Genomic DNA, 22961 nt, shown 5'->3' with positions numbered 1-22961 from the left:
GATAATATTTATTTAATATAATTGACAACAAAATAACATAAAATTAGTTTACAAACTCTACCTATGGACGTCTTTAATAATAAACGAAATTTCTTCAGATTTATAAAAGACAAATCCTATTCTGCATTATTAATGTTTCTTGCAAGCTGTACCTCCGTTCCAGTTACAAACCGGGATGGTAAAAAAACTGAGGATACAAGTACAGTATTTAAAACTGAAGAGTCTTATATTAGACCCTATCACCACTTGCCCGATGGAACCTTCAGAAATCCTGAAGGAAGCGTTGAACAATTAGATTATGAATTTCCTTGGTTTAAGTTCAATAAGGAGCGGCAAAAAATAAAAGTTAAAATTCCTGAAGAACATGTTGTGCCAAAAGAAAATGTACTCAGTGAATTAACTGCACTTGAAAATGAAGATACTGTTACTTGGATTGGGCATACAACTTTTTTAATTCGCTTAGGTGGCAAAACTATAATTACTGATCCGTTCTTTTCTCCCAATGCAGGTCCGCTTGCTTTCGGTCCAAGAAGATACATTGATCCTGCCATAAAATTATCAGAACTTCCAAAAATTGATTTATTACTGCTCACTCATAATCATTATGATCACCTAGACACTGAAGCTACAAAAAATTTTCCACATAAAAAAGCAGCAGTATTATGTCCATTAAAACTTTCAAAATTTTATAAAGATTTTCGTTTTAAAGATGTTACAGAAATGGATTGGTATCAAGAAAAGCAGTTGGAAGATTTAAAAATAACTTTTCTTCCAGCTATCCACTGGTCTAGACGCGAAGTATTTGATCGTAATCGAACATTGTGGGGAAGCTTTTTAATTGAATATCAACGAAAGAAAATTTTATTCTGCTGCGATACAGCAACAGGTGAAGTTTATAAAAAACTAGGCAAAGAATATGGACCAATTGATATAGTGTTTGTAAATATCGGCGCATATGAGCCGGTTGATATTATGAAATACTCCCATGCTAATCCTGCAGAAGCTTTGGATATTGCAAAAAACTTAAAAGCAAAAAAAGTAATCGGCACGCATTGGGGAACTATTTTAATGTCCTTAGAGGACCCCTTTGAACCTCCAACTAAATTTTTAGTAAATGCTAAAAACTATGGCTATCAAGAAAAAGATGCCATTCTTTTTAAAATCGGTGAAACTAAAACGATAAAACAGATTTTAAGTTAAAATTTCAAAGTAATTTAAAAAATTTCTAGTAAAACTAACGGTCATGAGTTTAAAAAACTTCTTTGATTTTAATCTGCAAACTTTAAAGCAGTTTTTAACTACTGATTTAAATATCGAGGAAAAAAAAACATCTATGCGTGCTAAACAACTTTGGCAAGCCGTGTATAAAAAAGGACTTTCAGAGTTTAATCATTTAACAAATTTACCCATTGAGCTTAGAGGAGAATTATCCTCAAACATTTCTTTAGAAAAACCAAAAATTGCAAATACACAAAAATCATCGGATGGGACTATCAAATGGCTAATTCAATTATTAGATGGAAATAAAGTAGAATGTGTTTTTATTCCTGAAAAAACCAGAGGAACCCTTTGTATTTCTTCACAAGTTGGCTGCACTCTAAACTGTAGGTTTTGTCATACCGGAACTCAAAGATTGGTAAAAAATTTAAATTTTTCTGAAATTGTTAATCAAGTAATGATTGCTAAAGAACAATTAAATGACTGGCAGGAACAAAAAATAATTACCAACATTGTATTAATGGGAATGGGTGAGCCTTTTTATAACTATGACAATGTTAAAATGGCTGTTGAAATTTTAAAAGATAAGGACGGTCTTAATTATGGATCTAAAAAAATAACCGTATCAACCGCTGGAATTGCAGATAAAATTCCGCAAGCTGCGAGAGAAATTAGAACTTATTTAGCATTATCTTTACATGCACCCACTGATGAAATTCGTGAATTAATTATGCCAATTAATAAAAAATTTAAAATTAAAGATCTTATAGAACAATGCAAATATTATGCAAAAACTGTAAATGAAAAGATTACCTTGGAATACGTTATGTTAAGAGGCATTAACGATAGTAAAGAATGTGCAAAACAACTTACAAAAATAATGGCCCAGTTTCCTTGTAAAGTTAATTTAATCGAATTTAATCCGTGGCCTGGAGTTAATTATATGCCAACTGAAAGAAAAGAGATGGAAAGTTTTTCTAAAATTATTCAAGACGCAGGTTATGTTTCAACAATTAGAAGATCACGCGGACAAGACATTTTAGGAGCTTGTGGTCAACTTAGAACTGAAAGTCAAAAAAGAAAGTTTAACTAATAAGCTCACAAATGTTTAAAAAAAGGTTCTTTTTGTCTTTAGCCATAAAAAATAAAATATTATATAAAATTTACCTATACTACAATTTATATATTAGAAACTTTAGATATATTTATCAGAAAAGCTATTCTCAGTTTAGTGACGATATTTTTATTGAAAAATTTTTTAAAAAAAAAAAACTAGGTAATTATATTGATATTGGCTGCAATCATCCTTTTAAGCTTAATAATACTTACCTTCTTTATAAAAAGGGATGGAGCGGTCTAAATATAGATCTTATGAGGATTAATATCGATTTATTTGATATTTGGAGACCAAGAGATATAAATATATGCTCTGCAATATCTAATAAAAACAAAATCGGAATAGTTTACATTCCAAATAATAATATTCTAAGTACGGAAATATCTATTCATAAGAATTATTCTGATATGATAAAAAAATATCATAAAAATTCTTATATTAAAAAAAAAATAAAAATTTTTACTTTTGAAAAAATTATCAAAAATTTTAAAATTAATTTAAAACAATTCGATTTTTTAAAAATCGATATTGAAGGAGAGGATTATAAAGTATTAAAAAATATTAACTTAAGAAAATATAACCCTGAATTAATATGTATAGAAAATGGTATAGGAAAAAATATAAACCAAAATAACATTGATAAATATCTGAAATCTTTAAGATATAAATTAATATTTAAAAGTCCTATAAACCTATTTTTTAAGAAATTGAATAAAAAATAATACTTTCTAATTTTCTTGTTCTTTTTCTAAAGTTTCTTCGATCTCTTTTTGATCATCTAAAGAAATAACCATTTCTTCAGTTTGATCTTCTTTCGCTACAAAATCTTCTCCATCTGCTATTGCATCTGGATCAATTTCTTTTTTCTTATCTACTGGTTTTGCAGCTACAAGTTTTGCAAATTTATCTTCGTAGGTTTGAACTTTTCCACAAGGACAAAGGATTGGGTTTTTATTAAAATCGTAAAATTTTTTACCACACTCACAAAGTCTTTTAGTTCCCCAGTTTTTTTTATCCAATGTAGCCTCTAAATATTGTTAAATTTGATCGATTAATTTTTGCTTGTATATAAAGTTTAATGTAATTATCAACTTAATAAAAAATCAGCAAAATGGATAAAAAATTGCCAAAATTTGTCGGAACTATCAATATCCCAGGCGATAAATCTATTTCACATCGGGCACTCATCATTGGCTCACAAGCAACAGGAATTGTTAAAGTTACAAATCTTTTAGAGTCTGCGGATGTTTTTAGCACCATGAATGCTTTAAGAAAATTTGGTGTAGATATAATTAAGCGAGGAAAAGATTATTATGTTTATGGTTTAGTGGTTGGCGGACTTAAAGAATATAATGGCACCATTAATTGTGGAAATAGCGGAACCACAGCTAGATTGCTAATGGGATTGCTTTCAACATATCCAATCACAATAAATTTTACAGGGGATAAGTCTTTATCCAAAAGACCTATGGGTAGAGTGATTAATTTACTTAGAGAATTTGGTGCAAATGCGCTGCCAGAAAATAAAAATACCATGCCTTTTAAATTTTTAGGCTCTTACGTTGGATTGCAAAATGATCAAAAATTAAATGTGCCAAGTGCACAGTTAAAATCGGCTTGGTGTTTAGCAGCATTAAATACAAAAGGAATTTCAACTTTAGAAGAGCGTTTTGAAACCCGTGATCACACTGAAATCATGCTCAAATATTTAAATGCTAATATTAAAATCAAAAAATCAAAAAATAAAAAAATTATTTCAATCTTTGGTAAAACGCCAATTGATGCAAAGGATATTTCTGTTCCAGGAGATATCTCCTCTGCAGCTTTTATGATCATACTTGCGTTAATTTCTAAAAATTCAAAGGTTATTATTAAAAATGTTTTACTCAACCCAACCCGAACTGGAATTTTAGATGTGCTTAAGAAAATGAAAGCTAAGATAAAAATTAAAAATAAAAAAATAATTTGTGGTGAATTGGTTGGTGATATTGAGGCAAAAAGTTCTAATTTAAAAGCAGCTATAGTTCCTGAAAAAATGGCACCACGTTTAATTGATGAATACCCTATTCTTTTCATTGCTGCATGTTTTGCAAAAGGAACTTCACAATTTAAAGGTATAGAAGAACTTCGAGTAAAAGAATCCGATAGAATTCAATCAATGGAACTAGGTCTTAAACCACTAGGTGTTAAGATTAGCTCTACAAAAAATTCTGTAAAAATTACAGGAACAAATTCCTTTAAACTTAATAAAAAAATTAAAATTGATGCAAAAGGCGATCATCGAATTGCCATGTCCTTCTACATTCTTTCCCAAGTTTTAAATAAACCTTTTAAAATTAAAGATTTTAATTATGTAAAAACAAGTTTTCCAAGTTTTACAAAAACCATTAACAAAATTAAAAAAAATTGAAAAACAAAGTAGATCGATTACGTGTTGCAATTGATGGACCAGCGGCTTCTGGTAAAAACACTTTAGCTAAACAAATTGCAAAAAAATACAAACTACTCCATTTAGATTCTGGAAAACTTTATAGATACTTTGCTTTACAAGTTTATCAGAGTAAAGATCAAAAGGTTAATTATAAAAAATTAAAACAAGCACTTAAGAAATTAACTCTTAAAAAGTTAAAAGATAAAAGACTAACAACAGAACCAATTACAAAAATTGCATCTATTATCTCGAAGAAGAAAAGAATAAGACAAATGCTGAAAAAAGTTCAGCATAACCTTGCTTATAATCCACCAAAAAAATTCAAAGGCTCTATTTTAGATGGACGAGATATAGGAACCGTGATTATTCCAGATGCTCATGTGAAAGTTTATCTAACAGCAAGTTTAAATGTGAGAGCGGTGCGTAGATTTAAAGAGTATAAAAAATTAGGAATTAACACGACCTTAAGCAAAGTGAAGAGTGATATTAAAAGAAGAGATTACGAAGACACTCATCGTAAGATTTCTAGCTTAAAACCAGCAAAAGATGCTGTATTGCTAGATAGTTCTTTTTATAATACAAAAGCCGCCTTTGTCGAAATAGACGAAGTGATAAGGAATAAAATTAAACTACTGAATGCAACAAAACATAAAAGCCTATAACGAAGACTCATCGAACAACGAATTCGCCTCATTACTTCAGCAAGATCTAGATAAGAGAGTTACCGCAGAAAGTTCATTAGTGAACGGTATCGTCTCAAGAATTGAAGAAAAAATTGTACTCATCGATGTTGGCTTAAAATCTGAAGGTGTAATTAATAAGAGTGAACTTACAAGTGAAGAACTTGAAACATTAAAAGTTGGAGACGAGCTTGAAGTATTTATTGAACGATTAGAGTCTAAACACGGTGAAGTTATTTTATCTCGTGAAAAAGCAAAACGAGTAAAATCTTGGAACAGAATTCAAAAAGCCTTTGACGACCAAACAAAAGTTACTGGTACAATTAAAAGTAGTGTTAAGGGCGGATTTGCCTGCGAGATATTTGGAATTCAAGCATTCGTTCCATCATCACAACTTGCAGACTCTCCTATTCGAAACCCAAATGACTTTATTAATAAACCGTTAGAATTTTTAATCATTAAGATCGACAATATTAGAATGAACGTGATCGCATCACGAAGAGTTTTATTAGAAGAGTCTAAAAATATGAGCAAGGATGAAGTACTTGCTAAATTTAAAGTGGGTGATGTGGTTAAAGGAAAAATTAAAGCTATCCAATCATATGGTGCATTCGTATCCGTTGAGTCTTTAGATTGTCTACTCCACACATCAGAGATTTCTCATCTTAGAGTTTCATCCCCTGAAGAAATTTTCACAGTAGGTGAAGAAGTAACAGCGCAGATTTTAGAAATAGATAATACACAAAAAAGAATGTCGCTTTCAATTAAAGCGATGACGCCTGATCCATATATTGGTATTGAAAATAAATTTAAAGTAGGTGAAGTTTATGAAGTTAAAATTTCTAAATTAACTGACTTTGGTGCCTTTGCTGAGCTAGATGCAGGAATTGCAGGATTAATTCACACCTCTGAAATCAAACACTTAAATAAAAATGTAAATCCTCGAACAGTATTTAAAGTGGGTGATGTGGTAAAAGTTAAATTAAAAGAGTTAGATTTAGAGAAAAAGAAACTGGTTCTGTCTTATAAAGATACTCAAGAAAATCCAATTGAAGATTTCAAAAAACGTTATCCAATTAATTCAGTCGTTGAAGCGAAAATTGTAAATAAAAAAGAATTTGGTATTTTCTTAAATACTGGAGATTCTGAAATTGATGTCTTCATTCATTATAAACAATTAGATTATTCTGAGAGTTCAGAGGCTTTAAATAATTACAAAAAAGGTGACACTGTAAAGTTTAAAATCATTGATATTAAAGATGATAAAGTAAATGGATCAGTTAGAGCTCTGTTAGATGATCCGTTTGATGTATTTAAAGGTAAGAAAAAAGGTGACATTGTTACTGCAAAAGTAGCTGAAATCTTAGACTCTTATATTAGAGTGAATGTGGGTGAGAAACGTTTCCCAGTCATTATTAAAAGAGCAGAAATTGCAGTTGAAAAGGCAGATCAGAGAACAAATCGTTTTGCAGTGGGTGATGCTTTAGATGCAATGATCGTACACTTAGATGAAAAAGAAAGAAAAGTAGAATTATCTGTTAAAAAATTAGAAGAACAACAAACAAAAGAAGCGATTAAGAAATACAAAAACGTCGACTCTGGTGCTGCCCTTGCAGATATCCTAGGGCCTGCCCTTACTGCTGAGAAAAAGCCTAAAAAGTCTAAAAAAGATAAAGTAGAAGAATAATCTCCACAACTATAAAAAGATTGTAAGTTCAATCACTTACCCATAAAAATAGGGTTAATGAAAAGATCTACCCTCATTCAAGATCTAGCCATCCGATACAAATATTTAAATCATGCTCAAGTGGAGCGAATGGTTGAATTGGTATTTAAACATTTAGGCAACCAACTTGCACAGGGTCAAAGAATAGAACTTAGATCTATGGGATCTTGGCATGTTAAAACTAGAAAACCTAGAGAAGCAAGAAACCCTAGAACTGGCGAGAAAGTTCAAGTTGGAATAAAGAAAAGTATCGCATTTAGAATGGCAAAAGATCTAAAATTTAGAATTAACTCAAATCGTACACCTGAAGAAATAGATAAAATAATTGAAGATATGTACGACGGAAAAATTTAATGAAAAAACAACCCATCTTTGTTGCGGTTGATACAAACAACCACAAGCGCGCAAGTGAAATTATTAATGCAACAAAAAATTATATTTATGGCGCTAAATTCGGCCTTGAGTTTTTCTGCTCTAAAGGTGGCCGTGAGGCTGTAAAAAAATTTAAAAATAAAAATGTAAAAATATTTCTAGATTTAAAATTAAAAGATATTCCAAACACTGTTTATAAGGCAATCAAAAGCTTAAGAGATATAAGTCCTGATTATCTAACCATTCATGCAAGTGGCGGATTAGAAATGATGAAGGCTGCAAAAAAAGCGCAATCTGAGACTAATAAAAAAATGAAAATATTAGCAGTGACCATTTTAACCTCGCTTACTAATAAAGATTTAAAACAAATGGGATCAAACACACCTATTCAAACACAAGTACAAAAACTTGCACAAACTGCAAGACTTGCAAAAATTCACGGTATTGTCTGTTCCGCTCATGAAATAACAAAGGTGAAAAAAGTTTCAAAAAATTTTGAAATAGTAGTGCCTGGAATTCGAATATCTAACAAAGTCCAAGATCAAAAACGTGTGATGAGCCCAAAACAAGCGCTAAAACTTGGTGCAACCCATCTAGTCATTGGTAGGGACATTACTAAAGGAAATCCTAAAACTAACATTAAAAAAGTTTTAAACGCTTTAATTTAAATGCAAACAATAGTTAAGATTTGTGGCATGACCGATGCTGCAAGCATCCAAACTGCAATTGATCATAAAGTTGATTATTTAGGCTTTGTCTTTTATGAAAAATCACCAAGAAACTTAACTCCAAAACAAGCAACTAAACTTGTAAAAAATATTCCAAGTCATATTAATAAAGTTGCAGTAATCGTAAATGAAACTAATCAATTTATTGAATATATTCAAAAAGATTTTGATTATCTTCAGCTACATGGAGATGAGAATTTGAAAAGAGTTAAAGAGTTAAAAAAAAAATATAATAAAAAGATTATCAAAGCCATTAAAGTCACCGATGAAAGTAGTGCAAAAACATTTAAAGAATTTGAAGATGAAGTGGATATGTTTCTATTTGATAGTCCGGCTATGGAGAAAAGTGCAAAATTTGACTGGAAGATTTTAAAAAATCTTAAAATAACAAAACCTTATTTAGTTGCAGGTTCAATTAATATTAATAATCTGGACGAGGTTTTAAAGTATAAGCCTTATGGTATTGATATTTCAGGAGGAGTTGAAAAAAGTAGAGGAATTAAAAGTAATAAAAAAATTATTGAATTTTTAGATAAAGTTAAATCATGATTAGAATACAAAAGAGAAAACCCATCATCGATCAGCACGATAAAAACTATTTATATGCTGGTAAATTTGGTGGAAATTTTGTTCCAGAAACCCTTAAAAAACCCATTGAAGATCTTACCAAGCTTTTTAATAAACTTAGAAAAGATAAAAAATTTATTAAAGAACGGGATTATTATTTTAAAAATTACGTAGGTACACCTACTTCATTTATAAAACTTTACAACACATCCCATCAATTAGGTGGCGCACAGATTTATGCAAAGGTTGTAAGCGAAGCTAATGGTGGAGCGCATAAAATTTATAATGCCATCGTTCATGCATTAATTTGTAAACACGCAGGTAAAAAATATATCATTGGTGACACTGGTGCAGGATATGCTGGAAAAATGCTTTCCATGGCTGCAAAAAAATTTGGTCTAAAATGTAAGATATTTATGGGCACCAAAGATATGGCAAGGCAAAAACCAAATTGTGATGCCATTCGTGCAAATGGTGCTGAAATAATTCCAGTAGATTCTGGCAGCAAAACATTGGTGGATGCAGTTTCAGAATGTATGCGCTACTGGGTTTCAAATTGTGACACGACGCACATGTGTGTTGGCTCAACAGTTGGACCAAATATATTTGTTAAAATTTGTGCTTGGAGTACGGCTCAAATTTCAAGGGAACTTATTGTTCAGTTGAAAGAGGAATTTGGAAAAATTCCAAAGAAATTAAAATTAATTAATTGTGTAGGCGGTGGCTCTTCTGCAATTGGCTTTTGGAATTCCTTTATGGATTATAATAAAAAACAAGTTGAATTTATTGGAGTTGAAGCGGGCGGACCTAAGAGTAGTAAACTGCATGCTGCGCCTTTAACTAATAAATCTAAGATTGGAATTTTACATGGCGCTGCACAATATGTAGTGCAAGATAAAGAAGGACAAATTAGTGAAACTGCATCCATTAGTGCAGGCCTTGATTATCCTGGCGTGTCACCTCTGCATTGTTTTTTAAAAGATGCAAAAAGAGCAAGATACACTGCTGTCTCAGATGAAGAGGCATTAGCTGCTTATCAACTCATTGCAAAGAATGAAAAAATAAGACCAAGTTTAGAACCATCACACGCCTTTGCTGTGGCTATCAAACTTGCGCCAAAGTTAAGTGAAGATACTATCATCGTTGTAAACTCTTGCGGTGATGCAAAAAAAGATGAATTAATTTTAACAAAGCGACTAGGAAAAGATCATGATTAACGAAAATATCACCCTAGCCTTTGAAAATTGTAAATTAGAAAAAAGACCTGCTCTGCTCACTTACATTGTTGCAGGTGATAGTAATAAAAAAATGACATTGGATATTTTAAAAGCAATTTCACCTTACGTTGATATTTGCGAAATTGGAATGCCCCACAACACTTCCGTTGCAGATGGAAAACAAATTCAAAACAGTTCGTATCGTGCTTTAAAAAATGGAACAAAATTAAATGATGTATTTGAAATTGTTAAAAACTTTAAAAAAGTAGAATCTGCAAAGCCTACGATCCTGATGGGCTATTTTAATCAGATCCTGCAATATGGTGAGAGTAAATTTTTAAATAAATGCAAAAACATAGGAGTAGATGGACTAATTGTGGTGGATCTACCCTTTCCAGAAAACAAAGAATTTGCAGATAAATGTAAAAAACATCACATGAATTTTATCCAATTACTTGCGCCTACAACATCAACTGAGCGAATGAAACAGATCATTAAACACTCCCACGACATGATTTATTATATTTCCATGCTATCAACGACAGGTGGAAAATTAAAAGTAACACCGAAACAAATATTAAAAAATTATTTTAAAATAAAAAAAATTAATAAAGATAAAAATATTGTAATAGGCTTTGGAATTACGGAGAAAACTATTCAATCCTTAAAACAAGCAGATGGTTTGGTGGTGGGCAGTCAATTATGTAAAGGAATTTCTGACTCTTTAAAGAAAAAGAGAAGTCCTGTTAAAACATTAACGAATTTAGTAAAATTGCTAAAATCTAAAATATGAACTGGATTACCGATAAATTTAAGCGCTTTAAGCCTAAAATAAAAAATCTATTTCGCGTTAAAATCGGCCCTGAGGGAAAATTATGGGAAAATTGTTCCTGTGGTGCGGTCTTATACAAACAGGATTTAAAGGATAATTTATATGTTTGTAATAAATGTAATAAACATCACCGCATCGAACCAAAAGAGCGATTTCAATTATTTTTTGATGAGGGGCAATATCAAGAAATCTCCCCTATGCTTCCTGCAATCGATGATCCTTTACTATTTACAGATTCTAAAACTTACGGACTTCGATTAAGACAAGCGCGTGAAGATACAGGTCAACATGACTCGGTAATGCTTGCAACGGGAAAAGTTAATAATGTTTACCTTGTTGCAGGCGCGATGAATTTTAATTTTATGGGCGGATCCGTTGGAAGAGCTGCAGGAGAAGCATTTGTTGCTGGAGCTGAATTTGCTTACACCAACAAACTTGCCTACGTTTTCTTTTCTTGTTCAGGTGGAATGCGAATGCAAGAATCTAATTTATCATTAATGCAAATGCCAAGAATGATTGCAGCTATCAATTCATTAAAACAAGAAAAACTTCCCTTCATCTCCGTTTGTTTAGATCCAACCACAGGCGGAACCACAGCATCCGTTGCACTACTTGGTGATATTAATATTGCAGAACCAAAAGCGCTCATTGCCTTTGCAGGAGCTAGAGTTATTAAAGAGACAGTTCGAGAGGAGTTGCCAGCTGAATTTCAAACGGCAGAATATTTAAAAGATAAAGGTCAAATTGATTTGGTGGTGCAAAGAAAAGATTTACCAAAAGTGATAAGTACTTTAATATTACAACTTACTAATAAAAATAAGGTCTTCTTAAGTGACTCAAGCCTCATCACCGATCAACAACAAAGCCCTCTTGGATCGATTACTCAGCCTCCATCCTAAAAAAATAGACCTATCTTTAGATAGAATTAAAGTTCTTTTACAAAAATTAAATAACCCGCAAGATGAATTAAAAAATGTCATCAATTGTGTGGGCACCAAAGGAAAAGGTTCCACATGTGCATTTTTAAAATCCATCCTCGAGCACCACAATAAAACAGTAAACCTTTATGTCTCTCCACATCTGCAAAGATTTAATGAGCGGATAATCTTAAAAGATAAAGAAATTAGCGATGAATTCCTTAATGAAGTCTTAACAACCACAATGAAAGCAATAGAAAAACATCAGTTATCTGTGACCTTTTTTGAAGCAACGACTACTGCAACTTATTTAGCATTTAAAAATAAACCTGCAGATTACACCATACTTGAATGTGGACTTGGCGGACGCCTTGATACAACGGCGGTAATTAATAAGCCCATTGCTCAAATAATAACTCCAATCAGTTATGATCATATGGAGTTTTTAGGAAATGCTTTAGAGAAAATTACAGCTGAAAAATGTGGAATTTTAAAACAACAAACACAAATTATAATATCAAAACAATCTTCATCCGTATTAAAGCAGATTGATAAAGAAACTGAAAATAATAATTCGCCAAGATTTATATTTGGTGAAGATTTTCAAGTGAGCAAAGAAAATGGCAGATTTATTTACCAAGATGATCAATCTTTATTTGATTTAGATTTACCAAATCTACAAGGCGATCATCAACTCATTAATGCGGGCACTGCCATTGCAGCAGCACAAAAGATATTAAAAAAACTTGATACTAATAAACTAAATCAAGCATTAAAAAATGTAAAACATCGAGCGCGCCTTGAAAAAATAACTAAGGGAAAATTATTAGATTACATTAATCCAAACAATCAACTTTATCTAGATGGTGCACACAATGAAGCTGCAGCAGAGGCTGTGAGTAAATTTTTAGAAACATTAAAGGGTAAAAAAATTTATATGATTTTAGGAATGCTAAATACCAAAGATGCTAAAGTGTTTTTAAAACATTTCACTTCAACGATTACTGCAATTAAAACTATTTCAATTCCAGAACAAGACAACTCACAAGATCCTAAAATTTTAGCAAAAGTTGCAAATGAATTTGGAATTAAAGCCACCCCTTCACAAGGCATCACTGAAGCACTTCATGAAATTGCAAATGAAGATTCAAATGCAATTATCCTGATCACTGGATCGTTATATTTAATGGGTGAAGTTTTAAATAAAAATTAAATCTTAGATAAAATCCAATCTTTAATTTGCTGCTTTGAAGAAGCGCCAACTTTCGTATCTACAACTTTGCCACCTTTAAATAATAACATTGTAGGAATTCCTCGCACACCAAAACGAGTTGGCGTATTAGGTTCATCATCAATGTTGTGAACACCAAATGAAACTTTATCAGCAAGTTCAACGGACAACTCTTCAAGCATAGGAGCTATCATTTTGCAGGGGCCACACCATTCCGCAGTAAAACGTTGTAGAAAAGGTTTTTCACTTTTTAATACGACTTGATCGAAGCTTTCATCGGTAACTTTTATGGTTGGCATAGAATCTCTTGAGTTGTTATAGGATGAACATAATAAGCATAATTTAATTGTCAACTACAGAGCTTAGATTTTCCACTTATTTTTTAACTATTATTTATTTTTTATAAATCTTTTTATCAATGGAATGCGGATAAATAGTAAGGACAAAATTATACCCGTATAAATGTACACAACTAAAAAATCTCTTTTTCCTTCCTTGTGCCAGAAGTAATGAATCACAGCTAAAATTGCGATTAAATATATGAATCGGTGCAGGATTTTCCACTTTCCCCCAAGTAAACGCATTGCTGCTTGATTTGAAGTTATTGCAAGTAAACTCATAATAAGAAGGGCAATAAATCCCATGGTAATAAATGGTCTTTTGATCACATCACTGATCATGGCTGTAAAATTAAAATCATGATCTAACCAATACCAAATGGTAAAATGCAAAAATCCATAAAAGAAAGTAAACAAACCTAAAGTTTTTCGAAGCTGCACCCACTGAGAAAAACCAGTGATCCAACTAAGTGGACTCATAGCAAGTGTTAAACATAAAAAAGTAATTGTCCAAGTGCCTGTTGAGCGAGTGATAAATTCAATGGGGTTAGCAGTTAAATCATCCAAGTATCCTAAAATAAATAATCTTAATAATGGAATTAACCCAAGCACAAAAACAATGCGCTTTGCCAAATTTATATTCATTATGAATTAATAAAATTTTCTAAGATCCATGCCTGCATAAAGCCCTGCAACATGTTCTCCATAACCATTAAACATTTCTGTTTTAATTTTAGATGAGAAAATATTTCGTCCATCAATTCGGCGTTCCGTTGATTGCGACCAACGCGGATGGCTGACATTTGGATTTACATTGGAATAAAAACCATATTCCATTGGGGCTGTTCGATGCCAACTAGTGACGGGTTCTTTATCGGTTAATCTTATTTTAACAATGGATTTTGCACTTTTAAATCCATACTTCCAAGGAATAACAATTCTAACAGGTGCACCATTTTGATTTGGCAAAACTTCTCCATAAATTCCAAAGGTTAAAAGTGTAAGTGGATTCATTGCTTCATCCAATCTAAGTCCTTCTAAATATGGCCAAGCAATAATAGATGAACTTAATCCTGGCATTTGCTTTGGATCTGCAAGGGTTACAAACTCAACATATTTTGCAGTACCTAATGGTTCAACTTTATTTAATAAATTTGATAATGAAAAACCATTCCAAGGAATAACCATTGACCACCCCTCAACACAACGCATTCGATAAACTCTCTCTTCCATAACAGAAAGTTTTATCAAACTATCAAAATCAAATACTTGAGGCTTTTGAACTAAGCCTTCAACGCTAACAGTCCAAGGTCGAGTAATTAAACTTTTACCATATCGAGCTGGATCATCCTTATCCATGCCAAATTCATAAAAATTATTGTAAGTTGTTGCATCTTTAAAAGATGTTTGTTTGTCATTTACTGAATATTTTTTATTAAATTTAGCTTTTAATTTTTTATTACTTTCACCCACTGCAAAGGCATCACTTTGTAGTGAAGAACTAAATCCTGCAGCTAAAGATCCAAGGGTTAAAATTTTAAGTAAATTTCGACGATTCTTAAATACTTCTTTTGGAGTAATGTCGGCACTTTTAATTTTAGGATCTTTAAATGTCATTTATCAACTAAGCACTCTCATATTTTTTTTGAATTTCTTCGATATATTCACTCAAATCATCAAGCATTGCTAAGGTTTTTTCATCCTTTAATTCCTCGTATTTCACACGCAAATCATCAATATCCTTAAAAGCCTTTGGAACGGTATTCCATTTTTCATCATTAGTACTTAAAATTTGCCCAGCAATAGCACGGTGAATTTTTTTATATTCATCTTTTCCTAAAACCTCAGGGTTTTCCTCATAAATTAATCTTTTTGCAAAATAAGAAAATCTTTCATCTGAAAATTTTTCGCTTAAATGTAATTTTCCTTTCCAATCGGATTTGTGAAAATCAGCCATCATTTTTTGATCCTCTGGTTTTGCAAAGCCACCTGCATAAATACTCTCCTCTGCCATAACTCCAATTTGTGAATCTAATGCTTCTTTCTCTTCAGCCTCTTCACTTAAAATTTTAGCAACTCTATCTTTAAATTCTTTATTAGATTGAATCATATTGGCCCGCTCTAATAATTTATCAGCTCCTAATTGTTTATATCCTTCAAAGTTTTTTGCATAACTTGGACTCATAATCACAGGATGCTTGTTATTTTTAACACTTCTAATTACTTTTGGACTTTTCTTTAATTCCTCCTTTAGCTGCGCGTATGGCATTTTTAAATATAAGCTGGGATCACTTTTTAAATCAAAACATTGTGGCCAGTTATACTTTGGATGAAAGCAAACAAAGGTGACTACAAAGGGACGAGCTTTGCCATAAAAGTATTCATTCACGCAAAATATTTTTTCTTTTTCAACAATGGAATTCACTTCAGTCTTGCTCGTAGTCATCAAACTTGCTTTCCAAACGGATGGTGCTTTATCTTTAATAATTTTTGCAATCTCAACTGTTGCCATCACATCTGATAAAGCGGTGTGTGCTTGATCATGTTTGATGCCATTCATCTCTGTTAATTCTGCAAGTTTAAATACTGCATTTCCTTTATCGCTCATTGGAGTTTTAATGCAATTTGGGTAATACAAATGTGCGGTTCGAATAAGACCTAAAATATCACCACGTTTATTACCAGAATACTGAGTAAGATAAGGTTCGTTCAAAGTTTTAAATAAACTCTTTCTCAAGAACTCTTCATCAAAAGAAATTGAATTATATCCAACAAACACTGCAGGCGACCATTTTGAAAATTGCTCGTGCATTTGTGAAATCATTCCATAATGAGATAAATTTGTTTTGCGAAGAATTTGTGGTGTAGTGTTATTTACAATTAATGCGTAAGGCTCAGGTACGAGACCTGGCTTTAGTGAACATCTAATATTAAGTGGATCTGCTAGAACTTGAAAATCATCGTTTACTAAAATAGCACCAACTTCGATAATTTGATCCCACGAGCTTGATCTACCACTTGTCTCAAAGTCGTAAAATACATAGTTCATTTAGTAATCTCATCCTTAGATTCTAATTCTTGAATCTTTTCTGCTCTGCTTTGAATTTTATCTGCTGAAACTTTAATGCCTCTAAATTGCTCACTAACTTGATTAAATCTATTCTCAACATCAGCAACCCGCTCTACTAAGCGGCCAATATCTTTGCCAATTATACCAATCTCCTTAATGACTACTTGCGCTTTTTTACTCATCTCAGAGTCTTTTAAAAACATTCGCAAGGTATTTAATAATCCCCAAAGTAATGAAGGAGATACTATTAAAACATTCTTCTCTAATCCTTTTGCAACTAAATTACCCTCACTAATCTCACGGTAAACTGCCTCAGATCTAATAAACATGATGGCATGGGGAGTAGTTTCACCACTTATGATGTAGTCATTTGAAATTTTCTTAATGTTATTTAAAACATCATCTTCAAATAACTTTCTATATCTTTTAATTTCTTCATCCGTCTTAGAAGCTCGCAAATTCTTAAAGTTATCTAAAACAAACTTAGAATCGATGCCAATTTTTTGTGAGTCTTCTCCTAAATCAATTAAACAATCTACTCTCTTATTGTTACTTAAAGTGTGTTGAAATTTTAAATACTGCGAAGGTAGTCTATCTTTTAATAATTTTTCAAGTTCCATCTCAGAAAAAGCACCACGTTCTTGTCTATCATTCAACATACCTTCAAAGCTTTTAAAGGTATTATCAATTGAAACTTGTGTACTAGATATATTTTTAGTGGCTTCCTCTACTTTAGAAAAACGCACTAACAAATCTGCAAGCTGTGAGCTTAATAAATTATTATCCCCACCACTCTTGCCTTTAAAAAAATTATAAGCAACAAATGAAACTACAATTCCACAAGTAATTAATATTACTATTTCAGTCATAAAAATTTAGGAAAAGGATAAAGTAAGATTAAGGACACTCACTAAATACAGCTTCCCATTACAAAGTTCGCCTTATTAGTAAGTATCACTTTAATCTGATTCTCTAAAATCCTCAATAATATTCCCTTTTTGGCTTTTCAAATCTCCAAGCCTGCGTATAACCAAGCTTATTTTTGTAATAAGGCTCATGAGCATTTACCCACCCACCATATATTGACCAATCTTTTTGAGGTTTCACAAAGTTAATTTTAACTTCATTCTTTTTTAACTTTGCTCTAGCCTTTTCAAGTTCAGCTTTTCTCTGAGCATCTCTCATTTTCTGATATTCATCTAGCTCACTATATGAAGTTTTTTCGTTAACTTCTTCTGGCTTAGATGTTTCTGATGCTAAAGTTTTTCCGGTTATTGATTTATACAAAGCAGGATTTTCTTTTTTTATATGCTCACCATTTTCTTTTAAAAATTTAGAACATTCCTCTTTTATAAGTGTATTAAAAAATGCATTTGTAAAAGTTGGCTTTGTTTTAATACGGTACATGCTTTTGTACCTTGGATTTGATAAAAAAAGCCTTTTATTACGTGCATAATAACTGATTTTGGAAGGATGAATTTTTTTCATTTTTTACCTCCCTTTCTTCTTTTTTTTTGAGTTCTAAAAAGAAGATCCTCATACATCTGACTTCTACTAATCAACCTTCCCTCAATTGTATTAAGCTTTAACAAAGCGCTTCCAGCATTGGAATCTTTTGTAAAGGCAACACCTATTAAAGATTGATTTTTATTAACTGAATTTTGATGATTTTTAGTAAACGTATTTCCTAAAATCTTATCTGAAAATTTAGGTTTGCTACTATCTGCATCAAATTCTAAAATTTCATTACCAAAAATTCCAGTTTCAATTGAAGTTACTCTGCGAAGTTTCCATTTAATTTCTACGATTTTAATGAAAATCTCCTCTTCATAAGCTCCGACTGGCTCATATATTTTCAGCATACTTTCTTTAAAAGCATTAAACTCTTCAAGATTTTCGCCGATAATTACCAAACGCTCTGCTGTTAAAGCATGCGTGATGGCATTACCTGACACTTTCTGTTTGCCTTCAAAAGTTACAGGGCCTGTACTCTTTTTAGCATTTTCTCTGTTTGCTCTGATTTTTCGATCAGAAACTACTTTTAACTTACGTATAGTCTTCATCTTTGCTCCTTCTTAATAAATTATTAATTTTCTCAACACGCAGCAAAATGCTTTGTGCTGAAACACAAAATTTTAAATTGAAATGCCCACCAGTAATGGCTTTATTTAAGGGAGCGTAGTTTTAAAGACTTACGAAACTTGAGAGCTAAAAGCTCGCAGGAATTAATCCTGAATTATTAATTTATTATAAAAATCTAAAGTTGTCAACCACTAGTAGTATTTAAATTTACTTAAACTTACTTGTAATTATTTTTTAAGTTCTTTAGCTATTTCGAGATGAATTTCATCTGCCCATTCTTTAGCAAAGATATTTGTTTCAAGCTTTCTTTTTGAAACGGCTTCAACCGTTGTTATGCTCTCAGTTTGTTTTTTTAAAAAGATAGATATAATTTCACCATAACTTGTAAAAGTAAGTGAAGTTTCTGCAAAAATAGTGCCTTGGTTTTTATCTTGTTTAGCTACATTTAATTTTAAATTTGAAAGTGCTTTAACTGATGCATCCCATGTTTTATTGAATGGAGCTTGATAGGAAACTTTCTTGCCTTGCCCTTCTACCTTTTGCGCATCACTTAAAGTATTGCAACCAACAAGGAAAGAAAAACAGATTGAAATTATTAAAGCACGAGTCATTTCTAATCTTTAAACAATTTCAATCCAATATCCATCGGGATCCTTAATAAAAGCAATGTTGCTCATCTTGCCCTCTGATGGTTTTTTTTGAAATACTACCCCCATTTTTTCAAAGCGTTCGCAGGCTTTTTGAACATCAGGAACGCGAAAAGCAATATGACCAAAGCCTCGTGGCTCGCTATTGCCATGATGATAGGAAAAATTATCATCACTTTCCGTTCCATAATTATGAGTCAGCTCTAAAATTGATTTTTGAGCAAGAACCCAACTTCTTCTTTCATCATCAGTTTGTGGAATATCCTTAACTTCATTTTCATCAAAGCTTCCAAGAAAATATAGAGAAAATTTAGCAGCAGGAAAATCAATTTTGCGTAAAAGTTTCATACCCATGACACGGGTGTAAAAATCCACAGACTTAACAGGATCTTTCACACGAAGCATGGTGTGATTTAATCTATATTTTATTGTTTCCTGATCTGGATTTTTACAATTTCCTTCAACTTCAATCATAATTTTTCCTATTTATTATTCACTTTATGGATTTTAGGATTTTAGACTTTAAAACTTAAATAAATATAATTAAAGTATAAACTAACAAAAAGGGTTGGAGTAGATAATGTTTGGCTATGCAATTTTTAATATCAATGTAACTAATCCCGAAGATTATAAAGAATATCTCCAAAAGGTTGTGCCCATTACAGAAAAGTTTGGTGGCAAATATATTGTACGCGGTGGAACTACAACAAAAATTGAAGGATCATTTCCTCATCCAAGAACAGTAGTCATACAATTTCCAAGTTACCAAAAAGCTTTAGAGTGGTACAATAGTGAGGAATATAAACCCATCCGCGAGATTAGATTTAAGAATGCAAAATCCATTGGCCTAATCATCGAAGGTGCTTAGAATTTTTTTCTCTTAATAATAAACCCATAAATTATTCCATTGATAATCAGCAAAGCAATTGCAAGGCTGATTTGGATCTCTTTTGTTAGGTTGATTGGATAAATAATTGCATAAAGATAGTTTTGAATAAAAGAGGTTGAATAGGATGCAAGATTTGCTTTAGTTAAAAAATAATTCTCAATATATGTAAGCGGACAAATACTTTGGGTTAATTCCACATAAACTCCATAAAGAAATGCTGGAATATGAAAATATAATATCCAAGGTTTAATAAAGAATAAAAGAGCACCAAAGATTACAAATAAAATAAATAAAAAATGGATGATGAGCGTAAGAGTTGCTAGGAATTCATACATTTACTTAAAGAGTACTTAATTAAATAATTTAAGCTAAGTATTTTTTAAAAAAATCCATTGATCTTTTCCAAGATAATTCTGCAGCAGCTTTATCGTATCTTGGCGTGGTATCGTTATGAAAAGCATGATTTACGCCTTTATAATAATGAATAATATAATTTTTCTTATTTTCTTTTAGACTAGTCTCAAAATCTGGCCAGCCTTTATTAATTCTCTCATCAAACTCTGCATAGTGAAGCATTAGGGGAGATTGAATTTTTGGCACATCTTTAAGATCTGCTTGTGGACCATAATAAGAAACGGCTGCTGATATATTTTTAAAGTTTACGGCAAGCTGATTTACCATCCCGCCACCATAACAAAAACCAACGGTGCCAATTTTTGACTTATAATTTTTTTCTAAATATTCAATTCCTGCAAAAAAATCTTGTTTTAATTTTTCCTGATCCAGTGATGCCTGCATTTCTCTGCCCTGATCATCATTGCCAGGGTATCCCCCTTTTGCAGATAAACCATCTGGAGCAAATGCGATAAAGTTTTCTTTAGCCAGTCTTCGTGCAACATCCATAATGTAAGGGTTTAATCCGCGATTTTCATGAACTAATAAAATTACTGGAGTTTTTTCATTACTGTTAATTGGTTTGACCACATAACTTTTAATCGGACCATGACCTTTTAAAGATTGATATGTGATTGTAGTTATTTGAAGACTTTTGTCATTTGGATCCACTTGATTAGCGTAGGAATATTTTGGCGTTAATATTTCAAGGACTGCAACTGCACTTATGCCAAGTACAAACGTTTGAACTTTATCTAGAAATTCTCTTTTAGTAATTTTACCGTGTGCATATTGGTCATATAGGTTAATTACTTCCTTATTATTCTTTATGTTATTTATCTCTTTTGCAGTCATGGTTTCTAATAATAGCTAATTTTAATAAAATTAATATTTATAAATTTAAAATCACGACAAATAAGAAGAATATGATAATAGAACTGACAAAAAATTAAAATAAATGCAAAATATACTAGATCCTGCAATTTTATTTTTTATCTTTGGTGTTTTTGCAGGTGCTGTTCGATCTAATTTAGAAATTCCTCCAGCAATTACAAAATTTTTATCTTTATATCTGTTAATGGCTCTGGGTTTAAAGGGTGGATTTGCTTTACAAAAATCAGGATTAACAATTGATATTGCAAAAACCTTATCCATTGCGGTAATGCTTGCAATTATAGTTCCAATACTTGGTTACTTTTTTCTTAAAAAAAAATTAAATAATTATGATGCAGCTGCAATTGCTGCAACCTATGGCTCGGTAAGTGCGGTTACTTTTATTACCGCAAGTCAATTTTTAGATCTAAATCAAATTTCTTATGGCGGTCATATGGCAGCTGCCATGGCATTAATGGAATCTCCTGCAATTATCCTTGCAGTCTTTTTAGCAAATGCTGCAAAATCAAATAAAAAAGGAAGTTCATTAAACTTGTTGCACAAATCTTTCACCGACGGTGCACAGTTACTTTTAATTGGCGCTATGATCGTTGGTCTTTTTGCAGGATCTACGGGAGAGAGAATAATGGCGCCTTTTTCAATTGATTTATTTAAAGGAATGCTTGCATTTTTCTTACTGGATATGGGATTGATGGTTGCTAAAAATTTTAAACAAGTTTTAAACAAACCTATCTATGTTTTAGTGTATGGAATATTTGCACCACCCGTTCATGCTTTATTAGCTTTAATTATTTGCAAAATTGCTGGAGTAGATTTGGGAGAAACTATTTTATTAATGGTTTTATCAGCAAGTGCTTCTTATATTGCAGTGCCAGCTGCATTAAAATACGCACTACCACAAGCTAATCCATCGCTTTATTTTGGAATGTCTTTAGGGCTTACTTTTCCAATAAATATTATAATTGGAATCCCGCTTTATACATTTATTGCTAAATTATTTTTTTAGAAAAATAATATTTTATAAAAACTTTTTAAGATTTTTTATTCTCATCATCAGTCTTTGGATCTGATGAACTTTGTGATTGTGGCTCTGCGTTAGGAGTTGGTGGTTGATATTTAAATTTATCTGTGTCTTGTTGTAAACTTTGTTTCAATTCATCGCTGGTGTAAATTTTTGCATCTGTAGTTTGACTTTTTTTCCTAAAATAAAAATAAGCAGCTGTGGCTCCTAAGGTTAGAAAACCTAAAATATAATAAAGAAGATTAGACTGATTAGATTTTTGCTCTGGTGAACTGACTGTTTTAACAGGCTCTGGTTTTGCAGATTCTGATTTTACAGTTTCTTTCTTTGCAAGTTCTTTAGTAGGCTGTTGTTTTGCAGGATCTACATTAACTTTTTTTGCAGCTTTTTTCTTCTTAGGTTTTGCCTTTGGCTTTACTGCTTTATTTGTATCAATTGTTGTTGAAACAGATTTTATTTCTTGCGGAGCTTTAGTTTCAACGGGTGCATTCACCGTTGCAATTGTAATAATGCCAAGGGCAACTAAAGCTTCAATAACCATAGTTCTTCTTTATAGAAGTTCTTTTTTTATTAAAGAAAATTTCACAATTA

Annotated in this window: 28 protein-coding genes; 15 read left to right on the top strand and 13 right to left on the bottom strand. The window is 31.7% G+C overall.

Annotation, left to right across the window (positions count from 1 at the left end; translation table 11 throughout):
• Positions 1-63 precede the first annotated feature (63 nt).
• The 3 genes from CR143_RS00815 to CR143_RS00805 are packed head-to-tail and all read left to right on the top strand — an operon-like array spanning position 64 to position 3057.
• A complete protein-coding gene (locus tag CR143_RS00815) occupies positions 64-1200 on the top strand; it encodes an MBL fold metallo-hydrolase (RefSeq protein WP_099339961.1) in 1137 nt (378 codons plus the stop codon).
• Between the two features lie 43 nt (positions 1201-1243).
• Positions 1244-2311, top strand: coding sequence for a dual-specificity RNA methyltransferase RlmN (gene rlmN, locus CR143_RS00810; RefSeq protein WP_099339960.1), 1068 nt, complete (start codon positions 1244-1246; stop codon positions 2309-2311).
• A gap of 11 nt (positions 2312-2322) precedes the next feature.
• Positions 2323-3057, top strand: a complete 735-nt coding sequence (locus CR143_RS00805) for an FkbM family methyltransferase (RefSeq protein WP_099339959.1) — start codon at positions 2323-2325, stop codon at positions 3055-3057.
• A 6-nt stretch (positions 3058-3063) separates the two neighbouring features.
• On the opposite strand, the gene CR143_RS00800 is transcribed toward CR143_RS00805, so the two are convergent.
• Entirely contained in the window at positions 3064-3354 is a 291-nt protein-coding gene (locus CR143_RS00800; protein ID WP_099339958.1) for a TIGR02300 family protein, read from the bottom strand.
• Positions 3355-3446: 92 nt separating this feature from the next.
• Between CR143_RS00800 and aroA the strand changes: the two genes are divergently transcribed.
• The 10 genes from aroA to CR143_RS00750 are packed head-to-tail and all read left to right on the top strand — an operon-like array spanning position 3447 to position 13018.
• On the top strand, positions 3447-4745 hold the full coding sequence (gene aroA, locus CR143_RS00795) for a 3-phosphoshikimate 1-carboxyvinyltransferase (RefSeq protein ID WP_099339957.1): 1299 nt from the start codon (positions 3447-3449) through the stop codon (positions 4743-4745).
• Positions 4742-5428 (top strand): (d)CMP kinase, encoded by a 687-nt coding sequence (gene cmk / locus CR143_RS00790; RefSeq protein ID WP_099339956.1) that lies wholly within the window; start codon positions 4742-4744, stop codon positions 5426-5428. Before aroA ends, cmk begins: the two co-directional genes overlap by 4 nt.
• Entirely contained in the window at positions 5403-7133 is a 1731-nt protein-coding gene (locus CR143_RS00785; protein WP_099339955.1) for a S1 RNA-binding domain-containing protein, read from the top strand. The genes cmk and CR143_RS00785 overlap by 26 nt, the downstream gene beginning before the upstream one ends.
• 57 nt (positions 7134-7190) lie before the next feature.
• Positions 7191-7526 carry an HU family DNA-binding protein gene (locus CR143_RS00780; RefSeq protein WP_099339954.1) on the top strand — a complete coding sequence of 112 codons (336 nt, stop codon included), beginning with the start codon at positions 7191-7193 and terminating at the stop codon, positions 7524-7526.
• Positions 7526-8212, top strand: a complete 687-nt coding sequence (gene pyrF, locus CR143_RS00775; RefSeq protein WP_099339953.1) for an orotidine-5'-phosphate decarboxylase — start codon at positions 7526-7528, stop codon at positions 8210-8212. The genes CR143_RS00780 and pyrF overlap by 1 nt, the downstream gene beginning before the upstream one ends.
• Positions 8213-8821 (top strand): phosphoribosylanthranilate isomerase, encoded by a 609-nt coding sequence (locus CR143_RS00770; protein WP_099339952.1) that lies wholly within the window; start codon positions 8213-8215, stop codon positions 8819-8821.
• Positions 8818-10056: a tryptophan synthase subunit beta gene (gene trpB, locus CR143_RS00765; protein WP_099339951.1), complete on the top strand. Its 1239-nt coding sequence runs from the start codon at positions 8818-8820 to the stop codon at positions 10054-10056. The genes CR143_RS00770 and trpB overlap by 4 nt, the downstream gene beginning before the upstream one ends.
• On the top strand, positions 10049-10849 hold the full coding sequence (trpA, locus tag CR143_RS00760; RefSeq protein WP_099339950.1) for a tryptophan synthase subunit alpha: 801 nt from the start codon (positions 10049-10051) through the stop codon (positions 10847-10849). Before trpB ends, trpA begins: the two co-directional genes overlap by 8 nt.
• Positions 10846-11787, top strand: a complete 942-nt coding sequence (locus tag CR143_RS00755) for an acetyl-CoA carboxylase carboxyltransferase subunit beta (RefSeq protein WP_099339949.1) — start codon at positions 10846-10848, stop codon at positions 11785-11787. Before trpA ends, CR143_RS00755 begins: the two co-directional genes overlap by 4 nt.
• Positions 11759-13018 (top strand): bifunctional folylpolyglutamate synthase/dihydrofolate synthase, encoded by a 1260-nt coding sequence (locus tag CR143_RS00750; RefSeq protein WP_099339948.1) that lies wholly within the window; start codon positions 11759-11761, stop codon positions 13016-13018. The genes CR143_RS00755 and CR143_RS00750 overlap by 29 nt, the downstream gene beginning before the upstream one ends.
• Here CR143_RS00750 and trxA read toward each other — a convergent pair.
• The 9 genes from trxA to gloA form a co-directional block, all read right to left on the bottom strand.
• The gene (gene trxA / locus CR143_RS00745) at positions 13015-13335 is read right to left on the bottom strand and encodes a thioredoxin (RefSeq protein ID WP_099339947.1); all 321 of its coding nucleotides are present in this window, start codon (positions 13333-13335) and stop codon (positions 13015-13017) included. The genes CR143_RS00750 and trxA overlap by 4 nt on opposite strands.
• A gap of 90 nt (positions 13336-13425) precedes the next feature.
• Positions 13426-14019 carry a protein-methionine-sulfoxide reductase heme-binding subunit MsrQ gene (locus tag CR143_RS00740; RefSeq protein WP_099339946.1) on the bottom strand — a complete coding sequence of 198 codons (594 nt, stop codon included), beginning with the start codon at positions 14017-14019 and terminating at the stop codon, positions 13426-13428.
• Positions 14020-14025: 6 nt separating this feature from the next.
• A complete protein-coding gene (msrP, locus tag CR143_RS00735) occupies positions 14026-14991 on the bottom strand; it encodes a protein-methionine-sulfoxide reductase catalytic subunit MsrP (RefSeq protein WP_099339945.1) in 966 nt (321 codons plus the stop codon).
• Positions 14992-14998: 7 nt separating this feature from the next.
• A complete protein-coding gene (locus tag CR143_RS00730; protein ID WP_099339944.1) occupies positions 14999-16423 on the bottom strand; it encodes an exonuclease domain-containing protein in 1425 nt (474 codons plus the stop codon).
• Positions 16420-17313 (bottom strand): DNA recombination protein RmuC, encoded by an 894-nt coding sequence (gene rmuC, locus CR143_RS00725; protein ID WP_099339943.1) that lies wholly within the window; start codon positions 17311-17313, stop codon positions 16420-16422. Before rmuC ends, CR143_RS00730 begins: the two co-directional genes overlap by 4 nt.
• A 112-nt stretch (positions 17314-17425) precedes the next feature.
• On the bottom strand, positions 17426-17932 hold the full coding sequence (locus tag CR143_RS00720; RefSeq protein WP_099339942.1) for a hypothetical protein: 507 nt from the start codon (positions 17930-17932) through the stop codon (positions 17426-17428).
• The gene (locus CR143_RS00715; RefSeq protein ID WP_204524608.1) at positions 17929-18507 is read right to left on the bottom strand and encodes a hypothetical protein; all 579 of its coding nucleotides are present in this window, start codon (positions 18505-18507) and stop codon (positions 17929-17931) included. The genes CR143_RS00720 and CR143_RS00715 overlap by 4 nt, the downstream gene beginning before the upstream one ends.
• Before the next feature lie 246 nt (positions 18508-18753).
• Positions 18754-19137 carry a DUF3568 family protein gene (locus CR143_RS00710; RefSeq protein ID WP_099339941.1) on the bottom strand — a complete coding sequence of 128 codons (384 nt, stop codon included), beginning with the start codon at positions 19135-19137 and terminating at the stop codon, positions 18754-18756.
• A gap of 9 nt (positions 19138-19146) precedes the next feature.
• Positions 19147-19647 carry a lactoylglutathione lyase gene (gene gloA, locus CR143_RS00705; protein ID WP_169696834.1) on the bottom strand — a complete coding sequence of 167 codons (501 nt, stop codon included), beginning with the start codon at positions 19645-19647 and terminating at the stop codon, positions 19147-19149.
• A gap of 106 nt (positions 19648-19753) precedes the next feature.
• Here gloA and CR143_RS00700 point away from each other — a divergent pair, with 106 nt between their 5' ends.
• Positions 19754-20041 (top strand): DUF1330 domain-containing protein, encoded by a 288-nt coding sequence (locus tag CR143_RS00700; protein WP_239923100.1) that lies wholly within the window; start codon positions 19754-19756, stop codon positions 20039-20041.
• On the opposite strand, the gene CR143_RS00695 is transcribed toward CR143_RS00700, so the two are convergent.
• Both CR143_RS00695 and CR143_RS00690 read right to left on the bottom strand, forming a co-directional pair.
• Positions 20038-20397: a DUF2784 domain-containing protein gene (locus CR143_RS00695; RefSeq protein ID WP_099339938.1), complete on the bottom strand. Its 360-nt coding sequence runs from the start codon at positions 20395-20397 to the stop codon at positions 20038-20040. The genes CR143_RS00700 and CR143_RS00695 overlap by 4 nt on opposite strands.
• A 28-nt stretch (positions 20398-20425) precedes the next feature.
• Positions 20426-21310 carry a dienelactone hydrolase family protein gene (locus CR143_RS00690; protein ID WP_099339937.1) on the bottom strand — a complete coding sequence of 295 codons (885 nt, stop codon included), beginning with the start codon at positions 21308-21310 and terminating at the stop codon, positions 20426-20428.
• A 103-nt stretch (positions 21311-21413) separates the two neighbouring features.
• On the opposite strand from CR143_RS00690, the gene CR143_RS00685 reads away from it, so the two are divergent.
• Positions 21414-22355: a sodium-dependent bicarbonate transport family permease gene (locus CR143_RS00685; protein ID WP_099339936.1), complete on the top strand. Its 942-nt coding sequence runs from the start codon at positions 21414-21416 to the stop codon at positions 22353-22355.
• Between the two features lie 25 nt (positions 22356-22380).
• Here the strand turns inward: CR143_RS00685 and CR143_RS00680 are convergent, their stop codons facing one another.
• Positions 22381-22911: a hypothetical protein gene (locus tag CR143_RS00680; protein ID WP_099339935.1), complete on the bottom strand. Its 531-nt coding sequence runs from the start codon at positions 22909-22911 to the stop codon at positions 22381-22383.
• Positions 22912-22961: the final 50 nt, after the last annotated feature.

Origin of the sequence: Candidatus Fonsibacter ubiquis (genome assembly GCF_002688585.1) — a bacterium.
GTDB classification, from domain to species: Bacteria; Pseudomonadota; Alphaproteobacteria; order Pelagibacterales; family Pelagibacteraceae; genus Fontibacterium; species Fontibacterium commune.
Note: the sequence above shows the minus strand (reverse complement) of the source record. Positions and strands in the feature narration are given on the sequence as shown.

Bases quoted from the DNA above. Each gene is read 5' to 3' on its own strand.
- CR143_RS00815 (WP_099339961.1), top strand. From the start codon at position 64: ATGGACGTCTTTAATAATAAACGAAATTTCTTCAGATTTATAAAAGAC.
- rlmN (WP_099339960.1), top strand. From the start codon at position 1,244: ATGAGTTTAAAAAACTTCTTTGATTTTAATCTGCAAACTTTAAAGCAG.
- CR143_RS00805 (WP_099339959.1), top strand. From the start codon at position 2,323: ATGTTTAAAAAAAGGTTCTTTTTGTCTTTAGCCATAAAAAATAAAATA.
- aroA (WP_099339957.1), top strand. From the start codon at position 3,447: ATGGATAAAAAATTGCCAAAATTTGTCGGAACTATCAATATCCCAGGC.
- CR143_RS00785 (WP_099339955.1), top strand. From the start codon at position 5,403: ATGCAACAAAACATAAAAGCCTATAACGAAGACTCATCGAACAACGAA.
- CR143_RS00780 (WP_099339954.1), top strand. From the start codon at position 7,191: ATGAAAAGATCTACCCTCATTCAAGATCTAGCCATCCGATACAAATAT.
- pyrF (WP_099339953.1), top strand. From the start codon at position 7,526: ATGAAAAAACAACCCATCTTTGTTGCGGTTGATACAAACAACCACAAG.
- CR143_RS00770 (WP_099339952.1), top strand. From the start codon at position 8,213: ATGCAAACAATAGTTAAGATTTGTGGCATGACCGATGCTGCAAGCATC.
- trpB (WP_099339951.1), top strand. From the start codon at position 8,818: ATGATTAGAATACAAAAGAGAAAACCCATCATCGATCAGCACGATAAA.
- trpA (WP_099339950.1), top strand. From the start codon at position 10,049: ATGATTAACGAAAATATCACCCTAGCCTTTGAAAATTGTAAATTAGAA.
- CR143_RS00755 (WP_099339949.1), top strand. From the start codon at position 10,846: ATGAACTGGATTACCGATAAATTTAAGCGCTTTAAGCCTAAAATAAAA.
- trxA (WP_099339947.1), bottom strand. From the start codon at position 13,335: ATGCCAACCATAAAAGTTACCGATGAAAGCTTCGATCAAGTCGTATTA.
- CR143_RS00740 (WP_099339946.1), bottom strand. From the start codon at position 14,019: ATGAATATAAATTTGGCAAAGCGCATTGTTTTTGTGCTTGGGTTAATT.
- msrP (WP_099339945.1), bottom strand. From the start codon at position 14,991: ATGACATTTAAAGATCCTAAAATTAAAAGTGCCGACATTACTCCAAAA.
- CR143_RS00730 (WP_099339944.1), bottom strand. From the start codon at position 16,423: ATGAACTATGTATTTTACGACTTTGAGACAAGTGGTAGATCAAGCTCG.
- rmuC (WP_099339943.1), bottom strand. From the start codon at position 17,313: ATGACTGAAATAGTAATATTAATTACTTGTGGAATTGTAGTTTCATTT.
- CR143_RS00720 (WP_099339942.1), bottom strand. From the start codon at position 17,932: ATGAAAAAAATTCATCCTTCCAAAATCAGTTATTATGCACGTAATAAA.
- CR143_RS00715 (WP_204524608.1), bottom strand. From the start codon at position 18,507: ATGAAGACTATACGTAAGTTAAAAGTAGTTTCTGATCGAAAAATCAGA.
- CR143_RS00710 (WP_099339941.1), bottom strand. From the start codon at position 19,137: ATGACTCGTGCTTTAATAATTTCAATCTGTTTTTCTTTCCTTGTTGGT.
- gloA (WP_169696834.1), bottom strand. From the start codon at position 19,647: ATGATTGAAGTTGAAGGAAATTGTAAAAATCCAGATCAGGAAACAATA.
- CR143_RS00700 (WP_239923100.1), top strand. From the start codon at position 19,754: ATGTTTGGCTATGCAATTTTTAATATCAATGTAACTAATCCCGAAGAT.
- CR143_RS00695 (WP_099339938.1), bottom strand. From the start codon at position 20,397: ATGTATGAATTCCTAGCAACTCTTACGCTCATCATCCATTTTTTATTT.
- CR143_RS00690 (WP_099339937.1), bottom strand. From the start codon at position 21,310: ATGACTGCAAAAGAGATAAATAACATAAAGAATAATAAGGAAGTAATT.
- CR143_RS00685 (WP_099339936.1), top strand. From the start codon at position 21,414: ATGCAAAATATACTAGATCCTGCAATTTTATTTTTTATCTTTGGTGTT.
- CR143_RS00680 (WP_099339935.1), bottom strand. From the start codon at position 22,911: ATGGTTATTGAAGCTTTAGTTGCCCTTGGCATTATTACAATTGCAACG.